The 17583-nt window shown below is 38.5% G+C and carries 13 protein-coding genes and 3 pseudogenes; all 16 read left to right on the forward strand.

Features of this window, described 5'->3' with window-relative positions:
- Positions 1-246 precede the first annotated feature (246 nt).
- The 16 genes and pseudogenes from DWW23_RS24210 (at position 247) to DWW23_RS24285 (ending at position 17559) form a co-directional block, all read left to right on the forward strand.
- Positions 247-1368 carry a 6-bladed beta-propeller gene (locus tag DWW23_RS24210; protein ID WP_122356962.1) on the forward strand — a complete coding sequence of 374 codons (1122 nt, stop codon included), beginning with the start codon at positions 247-249 and terminating at the stop codon, positions 1366-1368.
- A 43-nt stretch (positions 1369-1411) separates the two neighbouring features.
- A pseudogene (locus DWW23_RS26840) lies at positions 1412-1576 on the forward strand (S26 family signal peptidase); the annotation flags it as partial.
- Positions 1577-1586: 10 nt separating this feature from the next.
- Complete coding sequence (locus DWW23_RS24220) at positions 1587-3509, forward strand: discoidin domain-containing protein (RefSeq protein ID WP_122356964.1); 1923 nt, start codon at positions 1587-1589, stop codon at positions 3507-3509.
- Positions 3506-3949: a hypothetical protein gene (locus DWW23_RS26845; protein ID WP_233564443.1), complete on the forward strand. Its 444-nt coding sequence runs from the start codon at positions 3506-3508 to the stop codon at positions 3947-3949. Before DWW23_RS24220 ends, DWW23_RS26845 begins: the two co-directional genes overlap by 4 nt.
- 186 nt (positions 3950-4135) lie before the next feature.
- On the forward strand, positions 4136-4420 hold the full coding sequence (locus tag DWW23_RS24230) for an NVEALA domain-containing protein (RefSeq protein ID WP_122356966.1): 285 nt from the start codon (positions 4136-4138) through the stop codon (positions 4418-4420).
- Between the two features lie 183 nt (positions 4421-4603).
- Entirely contained in the window at positions 4604-5716 is a 1113-nt protein-coding gene (locus DWW23_RS24235) for a BF3164 family lipoprotein (protein ID WP_122356968.1), read from the forward strand.
- A gap of 118 nt (positions 5717-5834) precedes the next feature.
- Positions 5835-6044 (forward strand): annotated as a pseudogene (locus DWW23_RS24240) (DUF1573 domain-containing protein); the annotation flags it as partial.
- A 201-nt stretch (positions 6045-6245) separates the two neighbouring features.
- Positions 6246-6566, forward strand: coding sequence for an NVEALA domain-containing protein (locus tag DWW23_RS24245; protein ID WP_122356970.1), 321 nt, complete (start codon positions 6246-6248; stop codon positions 6564-6566).
- A 129-nt stretch (positions 6567-6695) separates the two neighbouring features.
- On the forward strand, positions 6696-7733 hold the full coding sequence (locus DWW23_RS24250) for a hypothetical protein (RefSeq protein ID WP_122356972.1): 1038 nt from the start codon (positions 6696-6698) through the stop codon (positions 7731-7733).
- A gap of 100 nt (positions 7734-7833) precedes the next feature.
- Positions 7834-9852: a discoidin domain-containing protein gene (locus DWW23_RS24255; protein ID WP_199664174.1), complete on the forward strand. Its 2019-nt coding sequence runs from the start codon at positions 7834-7836 to the stop codon at positions 9850-9852.
- Positions 9853-10188: pseudogene (locus tag DWW23_RS24260) on the forward strand (S26 family signal peptidase); the annotation flags it as partial.
- Positions 10189-10421: 233 nt separating this feature from the next.
- The gene (locus DWW23_RS24265; RefSeq protein WP_122356974.1) at positions 10422-11624 is read left to right on the forward strand and encodes a 6-bladed beta-propeller; all 1203 of its coding nucleotides are present in this window, start codon (positions 10422-10424) and stop codon (positions 11622-11624) included.
- Complete coding sequence (locus DWW23_RS24270; RefSeq protein ID WP_122356976.1) at positions 11621-13177, forward strand: DUF4221 family protein; 1557 nt, start codon at positions 11621-11623, stop codon at positions 13175-13177. Before DWW23_RS24265 ends, DWW23_RS24270 begins: the two co-directional genes overlap by 4 nt.
- Before the next feature lie 163 nt (positions 13178-13340).
- Positions 13341-13778 carry a DsbA family protein gene (locus DWW23_RS24275; RefSeq protein WP_122356978.1) on the forward strand — a complete coding sequence of 146 codons (438 nt, stop codon included), beginning with the start codon at positions 13341-13343 and terminating at the stop codon, positions 13776-13778.
- Positions 13779-13920: 142 nt separating this feature from the next.
- Entirely contained in the window at positions 13921-15888 is a 1968-nt protein-coding gene (locus tag DWW23_RS24280; RefSeq protein WP_233564444.1) for a hypothetical protein, read from the forward strand.
- 132 nt (positions 15889-16020) lie between these two features.
- Positions 16021-17559, forward strand: a complete 1539-nt coding sequence (locus tag DWW23_RS24285) for an alpha-N-arabinofuranosidase (protein WP_122356982.1) — start codon at positions 16021-16023, stop codon at positions 17557-17559.
- The last annotated feature ends 24 nt before the right edge of the window (positions 17560-17583 follow it).

Genomic DNA, 17583 nt, shown 5'->3' on the forward strand with positions numbered 1-17583 from the left:
ATAGATGGTGCCATGAGTGAAATATTAGGAGTTTACAATGATTATTTTATTGCGACATTGTCTCCTAGCATATTAAAAAAATACACAATACGACGTAATAATCTTCGCATTATTGCAGAAAAAATATCAGAAGAGGATAATCCTATATTGTGTTTATTCAAATAATCTGCAAGTGACAGCAGTATTTGTTCTAAATAATACCCTTATTATATCACATTTTTATTTTATTAACTCAAATTCATTCTTATGACAATGAAATATATTGTGCTCTCATTATCAATAATATTATTATGCTCATGTTCTAAACAAGAGCCAATAAATGATATTAAAAAACTTGTATTTAATGAAGATGTTAATCCAAATATATTCAACACTCTTACATACAAGTTCATTCCATTGGAAACAAATGATAGTTGCTTATTCAGTGAAATCAGAGAAATAAAAATTGTTGATAACAAAATATATATTATTGATGACAAAAGAAGTAAATTATTAGTATTTGATATATCCGGTAAATTCATCACCCAAATTGGCAATTTAGGAAATGGACCTGGAGAATATGTGGCACCTTCAAACTTCAATATTGACAAAGAAAAACAAATTATCACTATTGCAGATGTAGGTCTAAGCAAACTTTTATATTACGACTTGAATAATTATCAATATATAAATAGTCTAAAAGCATTCTATTTTTCCAATTGCTGCTGGTTGCCAGATGGAAATATAGCTTGGGCAAAAGAAAATTGTTATGATTCAGGTAAAAGGGATCCACATTATGTAAAAATAACAGATTCTAATTTAAACACTATCAATTTATTATATCCTACGGATTTTAAACCTGAGTACTTAATGGTTGCCGGATCTTTTTTTTACACATTCAACCAAAATAGTTTTCTTAATTTACCTTTCATTCCAACAATCTATAAAATAACTCCTCAAAAAATAACCCCAGTTTATGAATTAGATTTTGGCAAACAAAAATTCGCATCAATGGAATGGTTAAAAAGGGAGGCTGAAAAAAATTATTATGGAACAATATCCAAAACAGAATATATATCTGCACAAACAATAAAAGAAACAGATGACTATATTTGTGTTGTATATTATGCACAAGGTCTAAATGCATATATCGGTTTTTATAATAAAAAAAATGGAGAATCTTTTAAACTAAAAGGCTCTGATTTCGCAAGATATACTAATTTACATGGACTTAGCCAAGTCAAAGGCACATATGACAACTATTTTGTATTCATGATACAATCCAGCATATTAACAACATACAACAGTTATCCATCAGAATTAAAGCCTGTCGTTGAAAAAATAAAAGAAGATGACAATCCAATAATTTGCCTATTAAAGTTCAAATAAAAATCACATACTTAAATAAACACTATTCATATGAAATATATATTATTATTTTATAGCAGGCAACAAAGGCATGAACTCACAGGATTCACGTTACTGGGGATTATTGCCCGAAGAATATATTGTAGGGAAAGCCTGGATTATTTGGAAATCAGTGGATCCATATACTGATAAATTTCGATGGAATCGTTTTTTTAAAGTCATTCATTAAATCTAAAACAATGAAAAAAGCATTTATAACAGGAATAAATATACTATTAGCAGTTTTTCTTATCGCCTGCAGTTCGCCGGAAGAAAAACGCCTGGAACAAGCACTTGCCTTTGCCGGAGACAACCGGGGAGAATTGGAGACAGTTTTGAACCATTATAAAGATAACACGGAGAAACTGGAAGCTGCCCGTTTCCTGATTCGCAATATGCCCAGATGGTATGGATATGAAGGTTGGCAGCTAGATTCCATCAAGCCGGTGTTGATACAAAAAGAAAAAGGAGAAACCGTTCCTAAAGAGGTAATAGCAAAATGGCAACGGGTTTCTTTCTATTCACTGCCGAAAGTATATGACGCCAAAGTGATCACAGCCGATTACCTGATCGAAAATATCGACCTGGCCTTCGATGTGTGGAAAAGGTATCCATGGAACCGGGACCTGGGTTTCGATGATTTCTGCGAACTGATCCTCCCCTACCGTATCGGGGATGAGCCGTTGTCATCGTGGCGGAAATTGTATCATGACCATTATACAGCTATACTCGATTCATCCTATCAGGGCGACGATGTGATAGAAGCCTGCAAAACTGTAGATAAAGATTTGAAAAGGGTCTATTATCGATGGAATACGGATTTTAGTATCCCCCATCAGAGTGCAGACTTTTTATTCTATCACCGTGTCGGTTTCTGCCGGGAGGCTTGCGATGTTACGCTTTATGCCATGCGAGCCTGCGGCATTCCGGTTGCAAGTGAATATTTCGTTTATTCACCCGAATATCAGCACCCCCATTTCTGGACTACCTTACGCGATACGACCGGAAAGTTTATACAGTTCGGTTTCAATGAGTTCGAAGCTTCCCGAACGAATCCGGGGACAGACGGCAGAAAGAAAGGGAAAGTCTATCGTTACTGTTTCGGTATGCAGGAAGAACCTTTCACCGGAATCACAAGAGATGAAAAAGTCCCTGCTCTGTTCAGAGACCGCTATATTAAGGATGTGACAGCTAATTATTTCGGAGAGAATGAAGTAAACCTTTCCGTACAGGCCGGTTATGATGAGTTTATTTACCTGGGGGTTTTCAGTCCGGGCGGCTGGATTCCGGTCGATATGGCACTCAATCACAAAGGAAGCGTGACTTTCCGCAACCTGGAACCGGATGTTATTTACCAGCCTTTGATCTCGGACGGGCAAAACCACCGGGCGGCTGGTTATCCGTTTATTTATAAGAATGAAACAGCTTATTTGCTAAAACCGGATACGATTTCCATGAAAAAAGTTATACTGAAAAGAAAAATGTCGCTTATGCCAACTATTGCCGAATTTCTTTATCGGGCCATTATCGGGTCGAAAATAGAAGTGAGTACAGATCTTTCTTTTACCCAACCGGATCTGGTATATCAGTTCAATGATACACTGGATTACAATTATTACAAACTGACACCTCCGGATATTAACAAGAAATACAGATACATAAAATATATTGCTCCATCGGGAAAACGAATGGAACTCAGTGAACTTTCTGTTTTCAAGGATTCCTTATGCAAAGAACAGATTCCATTAAAACGAATGAACGACATAGAACCTGTACAGGCATTGGATCACATAACAGACGGAGATATACTCAGCTATTTTCAGGCAAGAGATACTTCTTGTTTTATCACATATGATCTGGGAAAAACGACAACGATTGGAAAAGTCGTTTTCTCACCACGCAACGATGACAATTATGTCTGGCCGGGAGATGAATACGAGCTCTTCTATCAGGACGGAGTAAACGGGTGGAAATCGCTCGGGATTCAAACCGCTACCGGCTGGGAACTGGAATACCGTGTTCCGGACAATGCGTTGTTATGGCTGCGCGACCGGACCAAAGGACGGGAAGAACAGGTTTTTATTTATAAAGAGGGGAAACTGTATTTTACGGTTGATTTATGAAATACAGACAATATATAAGTTACTCATTACTTGTTATCAGCGGAATTTTTCTGCTGTGCACCGTTTTTGCCACAGACACAGGACTGGCTAACGGGGTGGTCACAGGGAAAATTCTTTGGTTTCATCTGTCGATGTTATTTCTGGCGACATGCAGCCTGCTGGCTGCCGTGCTGACAAGACCGGGGAAACTGTTTGCTTTTTCATATCCTAAACCTCTAAGTGGTTCTATTTCAATGACAGGTATTTATTTCAAAAGAATACACGTTATTGCTATCTATACGTTTTCAGTGCAAAAGAATGGTAACCCATACAATGGAAAAACGCTAGTCGGAGCTTATCTGATTGAATGTAATGACTTAAATACCTCCGTTGCCGATAGTTTATTATTAAGAAATAAAAACAGATCAATTAAAATATTACAAAAAAATACTCTTTTCTAAATCTTTTGCACGTGAGAAGTGTATTTCTATAAAAGAAAGGAGATATATTAAAATCACTTAAAATCAACATTCAGAATGATGGTGGTATCCAATGGATACTAATATTATTCAAACATCTGAGCTGAATAAAAGTAGGCAAAGATAGAGAACAGAAACTGAATAAAAATTCAATATAATATCAAAAATATGAAAAATAAAATCCTTGGTGTAGCCATTATCGCAGCACTCACTATAACTGCTAGCTGGAATTTCCAGCAGAATCAAAAACAAACTAAGTTATCTGACCTAACTTTAGCTAATGTGGAAGCATTGGCTAGTGGTGAAGATACATCAGGAAAAATATGCTTCTATCCAGGTACTACAACTTATGATGAGTTTATACCATGTGATGCAGAATACCCCAATATAGGTAAATGCAAAGAGCGTAAATGGGGGTACTATTCTAAAGACAAAGCTCAATGTTTTGAATAAGTAATGCTTCACAATTTAGAGGATGGGGCCGTGTCTAAATTCACTACCCTGTCATCCAGGACTTGATTCATCATCGCATCTCAGACTGATAATCAATGCTTGGAATAACAAGTAGGGGTAAGTCTCCATAACGAAACAGAGTTTTGACACACCTCCACCCTTTAATTTCAATTAGATATTAATATGAGAACAATTAACATTATCATTTCGGTTGTATTTCTTAGTCTATTTATTTGTTGTAATTCCAATAATTGTGACAAGAAATATTTTAATGGAGATATTCAATATTTTGAAGAAAACAGTACAACAACAAAAGTAGTCAAGAGTAAAATTCTCACATTGAAAGGGAATAATACCGGCATGATAGCTGTATATGATTCACTGTTGATTTGTTGGAGTCCTAGTTATCAAAATCATTTCTTTAAGATTTTCAATGTGGATACAGGGGAAGAAATTGGAACCTTCTGTAACAAAGGGCGGGGCGACAATGAGGTAATATCCGTCGGTTGTATAATGCAATTATTTAAAAAAGGAAATGATATAATGACTTTACTTTATGCCTCTAATGAAGGTAAATTATTTTTATGGAATATCAGCCAATCTATAGAAAAAGGCACGACAGTATATGATGCAATTGTCCCATATAACAATGATCGCATATTCTTCGAATTTTATCAATCAGATGATATACTTTTTGCCTATAAACCTGCTGAATATTTGAACGCGAACGAAGCTGCTACTCCATATTATGAAAAACGTACGATTTCCACGAACAAGTTAATACAGGATTATCCCATTTACAAAACAAAGTCTGTACAAAACAATAATGTAAACGAGAGAAATTCTGTAAACTTCTTTTTTTATACATGGGATGCAGTGAAACCTGATGGCTCTAAGATTGTCCAGGTTATGAAACATCTTCCGCAAATAAATATCTTAGACATTCCTACAGGAAACCTTACGGGATACAGAATGAAAAACAGTCCTGATTTTTCTCTTTTGGAAACGAATATGGAGTCCATGGATGTGTTTTATAATTGTGTACATGCAGATGACAACTATATTTATGCAACTTATTGGGGGAGAAAACCATGGGATAACCATCTTGGCGTTGAACTTCCGAAGTTTAATATGATACATGTATTTGACTGGAACGGTAAACTCCTTTATAAACTTACAACTGATCGCTCTTTCTATCGTGTATGGCTAGATCCAGTAAGAAAACGATTATATACAATAAATCTGAATAATGACGAAGTGTATTATTTAGACTCAGAAGATATTATCTTTCATTAGAGAAAATCCTACTTTTTCAAGTAACATAGACAGTAACGAAGAGACAACTACATTCTCGCTACCGAAGGGAAAAGCGAGAATCCGATCATATAATTAAAAATATGGTATCTGAAACAGCAATCCCCTCGTAATCGTGGACGTAAGTACCATCTGCGGATGCACGGCAGCCACTTATGAGAAACGGCCTGCAAAATCCGGAGAAACTCTCCGCGTGAGAATCAAGATGACACCGAAGGATATAGGTTTCTTCGATGAAGTCGTGACAGTCAGGTACAACAGCATGAACAATCAAACTGTCAAAGTAAAAATTAAGGGGAATGTTCGGTGATCGAGCAAGTGGGAGTTTGCTGCACGACGGCAAAATTGTACAAGCAAACTCCCGGAGACCCCGAAAAGGAGGTGTATGATGGTAATATAACCGGCAAAACAGAATGATACAGATATCATTCGACTATCTAAATCCGAATAAGGTTGACAAAGATAGAGAATTACCTGCAATGAAAAATAACGAAATAAATTTATAAATAAGATGAACAAGAAATTCTTTGGCGCAACACTCATAGCTGCACTCGCAATTACAGCAAGCTGGAACTACCAGCAGAATGAAAATAAAATTGAAATGTCAAATTTAGCACTAGCCAATGTGGAAGCACTGGCTAACGAAGAAGGATGGGGACCTATAGTAGAAAAAACTTGTTATACTGCTTTTAGTGGATATGATAGTAATATCTATTTAACATGTAGTCAATATTCAACTGACGAATCCGTAAAATATCCCTGTGGTGCAGCTACTTCACAAAAACCAGCTTGGGGTATAACACTGGTTGGTAAATGTTACCAATACATTTAATACTGGTAACATTTGTGCCAATAATGGTATTTGTGATTAATAACACCACATATTAACCTTTATCATCTAAGAAGTTATGGTATAATAACTTTTTAGATGATATTGAAACAATAGAGAAAATTAACGATTATGAAATATGCATTTTGTTTGTTATTCTGCTTTGCATTGATGGGATGTAAAAAGCAACAAAGTAATTCTTTCGATATAAAATACGTAAAAGAAGAGATGACGGAATATGAGGTATCGCCCCAAATATTACCGATTGATCTGTTAAATCCAACCGGCATCGTTTCACTGGATAGCTTTTTAGTTTTTGTCCAACGACATGAAAGTAAAATCTTAAGGATTTTCGATTTGGAAGGACGCAAGTTGTCCGATAATATTTTAAGCAAAGGAAATGGACCGGACGAAATCGTCTTATTCACACGTTTCAACCAGTATTATCAACAAAATAACCACTCTTTTATTTGGATACAATCTTTTCCTAATTTTATGGGTTTACTGGATATTAATAAGTCCGTACAAAACAATAGGGTAGTATTTGAGCGAAAAGTCAATTTTGTTTCCGGCAAATCAAAAGCCCTATTTGAAGAATCCAATGCCGTATTCGAATTAAGCGATTCTGTTTTTCTACTGACCAAAGACCCGATTCGGTCTCAAACCATAAAAGAGAATCCCAACCCTTTCTATGTAAAATGGAATTACCATTCCAACGAAGTATATGACACAATTTACATCAACGATTTGAAAGATATATCTTTAGAGAATCGTTTAATTTACAGTGCCTATCCGGCCATTCGCCCCTGTCACAAAGATAAAATAGCTTTGTTTTATACCTATATGGATGCCATTGTTATTATCGATCTAAACACGAAGAAGAAAACAAAATTAGGTTTATCGGACAATGGGTTAAATTCTCTTTTAGCAATAGAACAAAAAAATCAAATACATTACGAGGCTTTTGCCACAGACTCTTTGATTTGGGGATTAAGAAAAGACGAAGCTGCAAAAACCATACTGAATGTGTATGATTGGGATGGAAATTTTAAATATAAAGTTCGTTTAAATGCCAATGTATCCTACTGCTGTATCAATGAAAAAAATAAGACCCTGTATGGTATAGACGAAAACGATCAAATATTGGCATACAAGTTAGATTTCTTATAACAAAAATTTGCTTCAATATAGAATAGACTTTACACACAAAATCATGATACGGATGAAGTGTACTATATTGATTTAAATGAATTAAATTTATAATAATCAAATGAAATACTCACTATTTCTACAAACAATCCTCATCCTGTCTTTTTTCCTGACAGCCTGTACCTCTCCAGATGACCTACGCCTGGAACAAGCCTTGGCGTTTGCTGGGAACAACCGAGGAGAGTTGGAGAAAGTACTCTCATATTATGCCGGTGATTCTTTGAAACAGGCTGCCGCCCGCTTCCTGATTATGAATATGACCGGACACACGGGATATGATCCTTCCATTATCCCTCTCTTACAACCGGTTTACCAAAAGCATGTGGCCATTTCCCAAAAATACGATTGGAAACGACCGAATGACTGGAGGAAAGAGATCAATGAATTGTGGAATGAAGAAAGAGTGAAAATCAATTTATATAAGTATCCCAACATACAAGATGCCCAAACGGTTAAAGCGGATTGGTTGATCAAAGAAATAAATTTGGCATTCAAGGCTTGGAAAGAAAATGTTTATACAAAAAACGCCCCTTTTGAGGAGTTTTGCAAATATATCCTACCCTACCGATTCAGTGACAAATTCTGTCTCGATAATAACCGAAAGACTTTTTATGACCGCCATCATGGGATATTCGACGATGTGTCAAAAGATTTCAGGGAGGTAACCGATTCGTTGCACTTTTTGTATAGCGATATAATGAATAGTGCCGGTTATGCGGCTTCCATGCCGATATGCAATATCGCGGGATATGAACAGATCAAAAGAGGAATATGCGATATGCAAACCCAATTCAACGCGCACCTCATGTCTGCTTTGGGAATGGCTGTCGCCATTGACTTTGTACCAATGTGGGGAAACCGCTCGGAAGGACATAGCTGGAACGCATTAATTGTTGATGGAAAAACTCATCCCTTCGAACCGTTCTGGGATGAAGACAGATGGAAGTACGACAAACTGTACAGCAACAGTGATTTTATCGATCTGAAAGCATCGAAGTTCAGGCTGCCGAAAGTGTTCCGAAAATCATACGAATACTATCTGACCGGACCGATGGCAGACAAGAGCGAAAAGCCGAACAACATTCCTAATTTATTCAAAAACCCTTGGATACGAGATGTCTCTACCGAATACTTCCAAACGTCTGACGTAACGATAGACTTGTCGGAAAACATTCCCGAGAATACCTGTTATTGTTATTTATGTGTCTACAACGCCCTGAAAATGACCTGGCATCCTGTTCAATGGGGGAAAATAAACAAGAAAAAAGTCATTTTCAAAAATATGGGACGTGGCATCGTGTATTTACCAGCTTTCTACCAAAACGGAGAAGTCATACCTGCCGCTCCACCTTTTATTCTTGATAAAAACGATAAATGCAAACAGGTTACTCCCAACCGACATGAAAAAGAAGAGATCACGGTCAACACGATAACTCCTTTAAGTACCGGTCTCACCCACACACTTGTCGGTGCCCATTGGATCGGATGCTATATATCCGGTAGTGAAGAACGGAAGGATACTTTATGTACATTGACAGATTCGATAGATAGCTACTGCAATTATATCACATTTGATACCTCAAGAAAGTACCAGAAGATTTGTTTGGCTTTGCCGCAAAAGACCATTGCCCTCAGTGAAATTACGTTTTATGAAAAAAACGAGAACCGACCAGAAGAAATACCGGATATCCGCGTAACCGCAAATGTTTCGAAGGATTCAGTAAAAGAACTTTATAAAATCGTAGATGGTTTATCCGGAACCGGCTTTCTGGGTTCTTTCGATAAAGATACCCCTAAAGAGAAGATACTTACATTCGATTTGGGCAAAGAAACGGAAATAACTGCCATATCAATTATTCCCAAGTCGGGAATACAGGTGGATAACCGGACAAACTACACTTTGTATTATTGGGACAACAAGTGGATAGAGGAAAAAACAGTCAAAGGCAATGGGGAAAACATCACTTTCAAGAACATTCCATCCGAGGCATTGTATCTCATAAAATCCGACAAACCGGCAGATCCGTATTTTACAGAAAGAATTTTCACCTATAAAGACGGGAGGATATATTGGTGGTAATCAGAAATTTATCGCATTCCCGGTTTTAAAAGGATAAAACGCAATGATATTCTGGTTTTCAATTTTCCACATCCAAACAGTTGGGATAAAATTGAAATGCATATACTCAAATATTACATCAAACGGTGTGTCGGAATACCGGGAGATACCTTATCCATCCGAAACGGATTCTTTCATGTGGAAGGCGTACAAATGCCTCTCGGCAACATGGATTCACGTTACTGGGGATTACTGCCCGAAGAATATATTGTAGGGAAAGCCTGGATTATTTGGAAATCGGTCGATCCATATACTGATAAATTTCGGTGGAATCGTTTTTTAAAAGTCATTCATTAAATCTAAAACAATGAAAAAAGCAATCCTGAAAAGAAAAATATCATTATGCGGCGGTTACAAAGATTTTCCGCACCGGGGAATCATTGGTTCCCAGATGGAAAACAGTACTTTACGGTTGATTTATGAACTAGAATAAGTCTGATTTATTTTAAAGAAATATTTTCAAAACGTATAAATAATGAATACATTTACACCGATGATCTGATTTTAATATAGCAAACAGTTAGATTTAGATGAAAAGAGTTGACGTAATTTTAGCTATATTCCTGATAATAGCAACAGGGTGCGGAGGTAATAAAAAATCGAACAGCTCCAATAATAACACCAGCACAGTTGCTACACAGGACACTTTCATCACGGTTGATGTCAGTAAGAAATACCCCCTGAAGGAGTTAATTCTTCAGGATATTATGGATGTAGAATATATTCCGTTAGAGTCTACAGACGAATTTCTTTGCCAAGGCGTTGTACAAGCTATAGGCAAAGAAATTATATTAGTGAAGAACGTCATCAACGATGGTGACATTTTTATCTTTGACAGAAACGGCAAAGGTTTGAGAAAGTTCAACCGTAAGGGACAAGGCTCTGAAGAATATATATTTAACCTAAGTGTTTTCTTGGATGAGGATAAAGGCGAAATATATGTTGACGAAGTTATCAGAAACGTATTAGTATATGATTTATATGGAAATTTTTTAAGAAACATCCATAGAGACAAAGTTAAATGGATTAATGCAAGTAATTATAACTCAGATTTTTTGATCGCCAGAGAATCACCATCTGCCCAGAAAGGTAAAGATACAGATAATCAACTATTTGTGCTTATATCCAAACAAAATGGAAATGTTGTCAAAGATTTTCGAATCTATTTTGAAAAGAAAATAGAATGGGGAATAACCAACCATGCAGGAAATACAGGAGCTGCACCTCGCCCTTATCCTATCATCCCTTATCACGATGGTTGGCTTCTTATGGAACCTTCTTCCGATACGATATTCAGAATCTCACAAGATTATAGTTTATCCCCTTTTATGGCAAGGACACCGTCCATACAATCCATGAAACCTGCCGTATTCCTCTTGCCCTGCATTTTTACCGATCGCTACCATTTCATGGAAACAATAACAATGGAAGCCAATTTGTTAAGAAACGAAGGATTCCCGAAAACGCAGTTGGTATATGACAAAAAAGAAAATTCATTATTTGAATATACTATGCTCAATAATGATTTTCCTGAAAAAGGCCCTGTGAATTTTACAATGCAGGAAACCACTAACAGTGAAATCGCATTTTGGCAAAAAATGGAACCCCATGAACTTATTGAGGCTTATGCAAAAGGACAATTGAAAGGGAAATTGAAAGACATTGCAGCGGAACTGCAAGAGGATTCAAATCCTGTAATAATGTTAGTAAAATACAGAAAAGTTACCTTATGATACCCCAAAAAAGAAGAACTGATCTTTATTTGTTTAATTGGACTATAGTATTGATAGCAATCATTTCTTTCATTTCATGTAAAGATCACAAGACAATTTCCTTCAATCAAGATTATTCGATCGATACAGTAAAGGTGTCGATCGGAGACAGTTGTCTTCAAACATATACTACACAAAGAAACAGAGTCTATGGAAATAACTTCTATTGTTTCAATAAATTACAACATTGCATCGATATATTCGATCTATCGGCGAAACAACTCATTAACCAATTAAAGATAGACCGTGAAGGGGCAAATGGAATAACAAACATAGAGGCCTTTTGTGTTTGCGGTGATTCCATTTTCATTCAAAATGAAACGAACTATATACTAATGAATCATCGGGGAGAAATCATCAGGAAAATATCCAAAGACAAATTAAACAACCTTATCGATCAAAACATATATTCTTTTTTCCCTACAAGTATTACATTATCCAATTTTGAAAATCTCATATTCGATAAAAAATACAATGAATTAATAATACCCATCAATATAACAGATCCGTTGGCACTAAAGGATAAATCCTGTATTGCGACAATAGATATAGAAAAAGAGACTGTGAATTTACTTCCTGCGTATTTTCCTTCTACCGTAACAAATAAGTATTATGGGAAATTAGCGACTGCCCAGATATTAAGCAAAGGGGATAGTATTATATACAATTTTGCAAACTCATCATATGTATATATATACGATCGTACGAATAAACAGACCTATGAATATAATATAAAAAGTGATTATACCCCCAATTTATCTGAAAGCTTAGACAAAAACGCCAATATGGAAAGGGTATTTGACCACTATTTACATTCGCTGTTTTTTCATAATATGCAATACGACGAGTATAGAAATCTTTATTACCGCATACATACAGATAAAAGTAACGACAAATCGGCATTTAATAACAAAGAGACATTTCTTACTATCATAAATTCGCAGTTTGAGAAAATCAATGAAATAAAATTACCGTCCAATACTTATCCCGTATTCAATATAGCACCTAACGGGCTAATATTCGTTTTCATGAAAGGTCTGGATGAAGACTGTTTCAGTTATGCAGAACTAACAAACTCCAACATTTACAAAGTGCCCAGTCCATCGCAAGCGAATATTCTCCCCCTGGAAACTGCTGTTAAAAACAAAAACAGCCAAAACCCCAAAAAGGTATCAACTAAACCGGGAAAGGCTCCTGTAATGACTTCTGAGAAAATCGGTAACTTTATAAAAGAGAATATGATATATCCTGAATATGAATTAGAAAACAAGATTGAAGGATATGTATATGTTGTTTTAGAAAGTGATAGTACAGGAAATGTTATAAGTTACAATATATCTGAGATAGCAACAACTACCGATAATGAGAATTTTCGTAAAGAAGCGCTCAGGATAGGCCACTTAATCAAACAGATTTATCCCAACATCACTTTTGCTTTCCATGTACCTTTTCTTATTGACAACTACCTGGAGAATCATAAAAATAAAGTCAACTCATATGAGAATAACGAATAAATCATGTTATTGAGATGTTACCGATAGATGCTATTCCTCTTTAATCCTTCTTATTCCCATCTATTCCCTGATAAACCGTTTTGGTGTTTTGGAGAGGGGTTACATTTGTAATGTTTTCGAAAACAAGCAAATTAATTCTATTAACACTAAAAAATGTAAGATTATGTCAGTAAAGTATCGTTTAGTTGAGCGCAAAAATTTAGGGAATGATAAAAATCAAACTCCGGTAAAGCTATATGCACAACCTGTTTATTCCGATCTGGTCGGGTTTGAAGAGTTATTGGGTGAGATTAGTGAAGCCGGTATCCCCTCCAACCAGGTGAAAGGAGTCATCGACCGTATGAACTACCTGATAAGAAAACACCTGGCTGCCGGAAGACGGGTACAGTTCGGCGAATTCGGAAATTTCCGCTACGGGGTAGGTTCGACCGGTTCTGCCACGGAAGATGAATTTCAAACCAATATGATCAAAATTCCGAGAATCATCTTCAGTCCGGGTACTACCTTGCGTAAAGCCCGCAAAGACACCGGCTTTGAGAAAAAAGGAGAAACGGTTGTAAAAAACAACGGAGGTAACAGCGACAGACCGGAAATTGAATAAAGCAGTCGGCACGGTAAATTGAACAATCTAAAAGAGGGTATGCCAAAAAATCCCGGCATACTCTCTTTTTATGTTCATTTTGAGCACTTTATCCGGATATTTTATTTACATTTGTATACACTTATTCATCAGTTATTTGGTTATGAAAACATTAAGGGAGTTACACGCATTCTATTTCATTTTATGCTTTGTCCTTTGCTCCTGTCATACCCAGGATACATATCGCTGGAAGAATCAGGATGACAGAATGGTTCTCATGTCCGGAAAGACCATTGTAGGAGAACTGAATCCATCTGTAACCAAAGGAATGAACCGTACGGATCAGATTGAAAAACTCGATTCCTGTACCTTTAAGATCACCAGCCAGTATATTGCGCTGGAAAATATCGAACGAGCCAGGATCTGTCTGGATTTCGTGCACAGATCTGCTTCAGATTATTGGATGATCCCTTCCGTCTCCTACAACGGGAACAACTGGGGACGTGGAAAAGAACCCAAAGGCGCACAACAGAACGGAGAATGGAGAACGTATTCTTACCGCAGCACGCCCATACCCGGGGCAACCTACTCGGAAGGAACCCGATTTGCCGTTGCCATGTGGAGCGATGTTCCTCAAAATGAAAAAGAAAGTTTCTCCTGTTCGCTGATGCCGGACAAACAAACCACTACACACCGGCTGATATGGCCGGAAGAGGAAAAACCTGTTATGTATGCAGCCAGAGACCGGTACAAACCCGGATATCAAAAACAGGAAAAACTATCTGCAGGAGATACGATCACATTGACTGCCTATCTTACTGTCAGCAACCTCCAGCCGCACCATTACGCTATACGCCACTTTTTACGCGAAGCCTGGGACCGGGCAGACAAGCAGGGAACAGATATTTATCCTCCTGAAAAAATCTGGAACTTAGGTCTTCGGTATGCCAAAGAATATCTATGGGTGGAAGACGGAGCTTTCAGAGGCTTTACGATCGGTTTCTCGCCGGACAAAAGCGGGGGATGGAGCAAGCGGAAAGGTTATGAGATCGGCTGGTGCGGACAAAATGCTTCTTTTGCCAATTCCCTCCTTTTCGATTACATTAAATATAAGAATAAGGAATCCCTGGAAAAAGGATTGGCAACCCTCGACGCATGGGCCAAACTCTGCCAGCTACCCAACGGGCTTTTTATCACGAATTACGACCGCGTCTCCAATCAGAAAAATCTGAATGACAACATCGTTTTAGATGCCTGTAACCTGGGAACGGCAGCCCTTAATTATTTTGAAGCAGCCGACCTCGTGAAAGCATGCGGATTATACAGGCCGGAATACGAACGCCTGGCTTTCGGTATCTGCGACTTCGCCAAAAACGACCAGCAGACCAATGGCGTATATGCCCGGGGCTGGTACTCGAACGGAGAATGTTTCTACCGGGAAGGTACGATCGGCTGTTTCCTGGTCCCTCCGATGCTGGAGGCTTTCACAAGATCTAAAGACAGCACTTATTTTGTTTCGGGTACGAGGGCATACGATCATTATGTCAGTGAACTGAAAACGAAAGGATATTCTACCGCCGGTGCTCTGGATACCTGGTGTATCGACAAGGAATCGTCCATCTCCCTTCTGCGTTCGGCCCTGAAATTATACAAGCTGACAAATAACAAAGAATACCTGGACGATGCCGTTGCTATCTCCTACTATTTATCGACCTGGCTATGGCATTACAACGGTGTTTACCCGGAAGACGATAATTTCACCCAATACAATTATAAGACATTCGGTGGTACTTCGGTTTCCGTACAGCATCACCACCTGGATCCATACGCCCTGTTCTGGGTGCCGGAATGGTTGGAACTGGCTAAACTGACCGGTGACGGCCAATGGAAAGAAAAAGCAATCGCCATCTGGAATAACGGTTGCCAATTGATCTCCGACGGAACATTAGTGATCAACGGACGTGTCCGCCCCGTCGGTTCCCAGAATGAAGCCTATCTGCAAAGTCACTGGAACTGGGATGCAGCTCCCCGTTTTGACAGGATCAATTCATGGCTGGTCGCCTGGCCCGGAGCTTTCAGATTGGAAACATTAAGAAAGTTGGACGCTATCGATCTGCCACAAATAGAGTAGAATATTTGTAGAAAAAACAATTATTACCCTATTTTGATCGATAAATCCCCTATTTTGACCGAATAATGATACTGTGGTTTGGAAAATATAACGTAATTTTGACACGTAATAAAAAAATCACAGTATCATATCATGAAAAAATTATTCATCAGTGCCCTCGCTTTTCTGGCATTACCCTTATTTGCCCAAAAAGAGGCAAGTATCCGTGTGTATCCCCAACAGGGAACACAACAGATCAGTAAACATATTTACGGACAGTTTGCCGAACATCTGGGAACCTGTATATACGGCGGACTTTGGGTCGGTCCCGATTCTGATATCCCCAACACACAGGGATACCGTAACGATGTTCTCAATGCGTTGAAAAACTTACAAATCCCTAATCTTCGCTGGCCCGGAGGCTGTTTTGCAGATGAATATCATTGGATGGACGGTATCGGTCCGAAAGAGAACCGTCCGAAAATGGTAAACAACAACTGGGGCGGAACGATTGAAGACAATAGCTTCGGGACCCACGAGTTCCTCAACCTCTGCGAACTGCTCGGATGCGAACCTTATATCAGTGCCAATGTCGGTAGCGGAACCGTGGAAGAAATGGCGAAATGGATTGAATATATGACTTCGGAAGGCGACAGCCCGATGGCACGCCTGCGCCGCCAGAACGGTCGCGACAAAGCATGGAAGGTCAAATTCATCGGGGTAGGAAATGAAAGCTGGGGTTGCGGCGGCAGCATGCGTCCGGAGTACTATTCCGATCTGTACCGGCGTTACTCTACTTATTGTCGCAATTACGACGGAAACCGCCTGTTCAAGATTGCCAGCGGTGCCAGCGACTATGATTACAACTGGACGGAAGTGCTGATGCAAAACGTAGGCGGCCGTATGGACGGGCTTTCCCTGCATTACTACACCGTCGCAGGTTGGAACGGAAGCAAAGGATCGGCAACGGATTTCAATAAAGACGATTTCTACTGGACGATGGGCAAGTGCCTGGAAATAGAGGATGTGATCAGAAAGCACATTACCATCATGGATAAATACGATCCGAAAAAGAACGTCGCCCTGATGCTCGATGAATGGGGCACCTGGTGGGATGAAGAACCGGGAACGATCAACGGACACCTGTATCAGCAAAATACAATGCGCGATGCCTTCGTCGCCGCTCTTTCACTGAATGTATTCCACAAATACACCGATCGCCTGAAAATGACCAATATCGCCCAGATCGTCAACGTGCTTCAATCCATGATCCTCACGAACGGCCCGAAGATGTTGCTCACTCCGACTTACTATGTTTTTGAAATGTATAAAGTACATCAGGATGCCACATATCTTCCGATGGATCTGATCTGCGATAAAACGAAAGTACGTGACAACCGGGAAGTTCCTATGTTGAGCGCATCTGCTTCGAAAGATAAGAACGGCTCGATCCATATCACACTCGCCAATGTGGATACCGACAATGCACAAAATATATCCCTCGACCTGCAAGGCGAGAAGATATCCGGGGTAAGTGGCCGGATACTGACATCCGGTTCCATCAACGACCATAACACTTTCGAGAAACCGGACGCAGTCAAACCGGCAGTATTCAACGGCGCCAAAGTAGAGAAAGGCCGACTGAATATCAATCTTCCTGCCAAATCGATCGTCGTACTGGAAGTGAAGTAACTTTTTCATCGTATTTTACCATCC

This window comes from Parabacteroides sp. AF14-59, from assembly GCF_003479515.1.
GTDB classification, from domain to species: domain Bacteria; phylum Bacteroidota; class Bacteroidia; order Bacteroidales; family Tannerellaceae; genus Parabacteroides; species Parabacteroides faecis.

Coding starts and splice junctions, on each gene's coding strand:
- DWW23_RS24210 (WP_122356962.1), top strand. CDS start 247: ATGACAATGAAATATATTGTGCTCTCATTATCAATAATATTATTATGC.
- DWW23_RS24220 (WP_122356964.1), top strand. CDS start 1,587: ATGAAAAAAGCATTTATAACAGGAATAAATATACTATTAGCAGTTTTT.
- DWW23_RS26845 (WP_233564443.1), top strand. CDS start 3,506: ATGAAATACAGACAATATATAAGTTACTCATTACTTGTTATCAGCGGA.
- DWW23_RS24230 (WP_122356966.1), top strand. CDS start 4,136: ATGAAAAATAAAATCCTTGGTGTAGCCATTATCGCAGCACTCACTATA.
- DWW23_RS24235 (WP_122356968.1), top strand. CDS start 4,604: ATGAGAACAATTAACATTATCATTTCGGTTGTATTTCTTAGTCTATTT.
- DWW23_RS24245 (WP_122356970.1), top strand. CDS start 6,246: ATGAACAAGAAATTCTTTGGCGCAACACTCATAGCTGCACTCGCAATT.
- DWW23_RS24250 (WP_122356972.1), top strand. CDS start 6,696: ATGAAATATGCATTTTGTTTGTTATTCTGCTTTGCATTGATGGGATGT.
- DWW23_RS24255 (WP_199664174.1), top strand. CDS start 7,834: ATGAAATACTCACTATTTCTACAAACAATCCTCATCCTGTCTTTTTTC.
- DWW23_RS24265 (WP_122356974.1), top strand. CDS start 10,422: ATGAAAAGAGTTGACGTAATTTTAGCTATATTCCTGATAATAGCAACA.
- DWW23_RS24270 (WP_122356976.1), top strand. CDS start 11,621: ATGATACCCCAAAAAAGAAGAACTGATCTTTATTTGTTTAATTGGACT.
- DWW23_RS24275 (WP_122356978.1), top strand. CDS start 13,341: ATGTCAGTAAAGTATCGTTTAGTTGAGCGCAAAAATTTAGGGAATGAT.
- DWW23_RS24280 (WP_233564444.1), top strand. CDS start 13,921: ATGAAAACATTAAGGGAGTTACACGCATTCTATTTCATTTTATGCTTT.
- DWW23_RS24285 (WP_122356982.1), top strand. CDS start 16,021: ATGAAAAAATTATTCATCAGTGCCCTCGCTTTTCTGGCATTACCCTTA.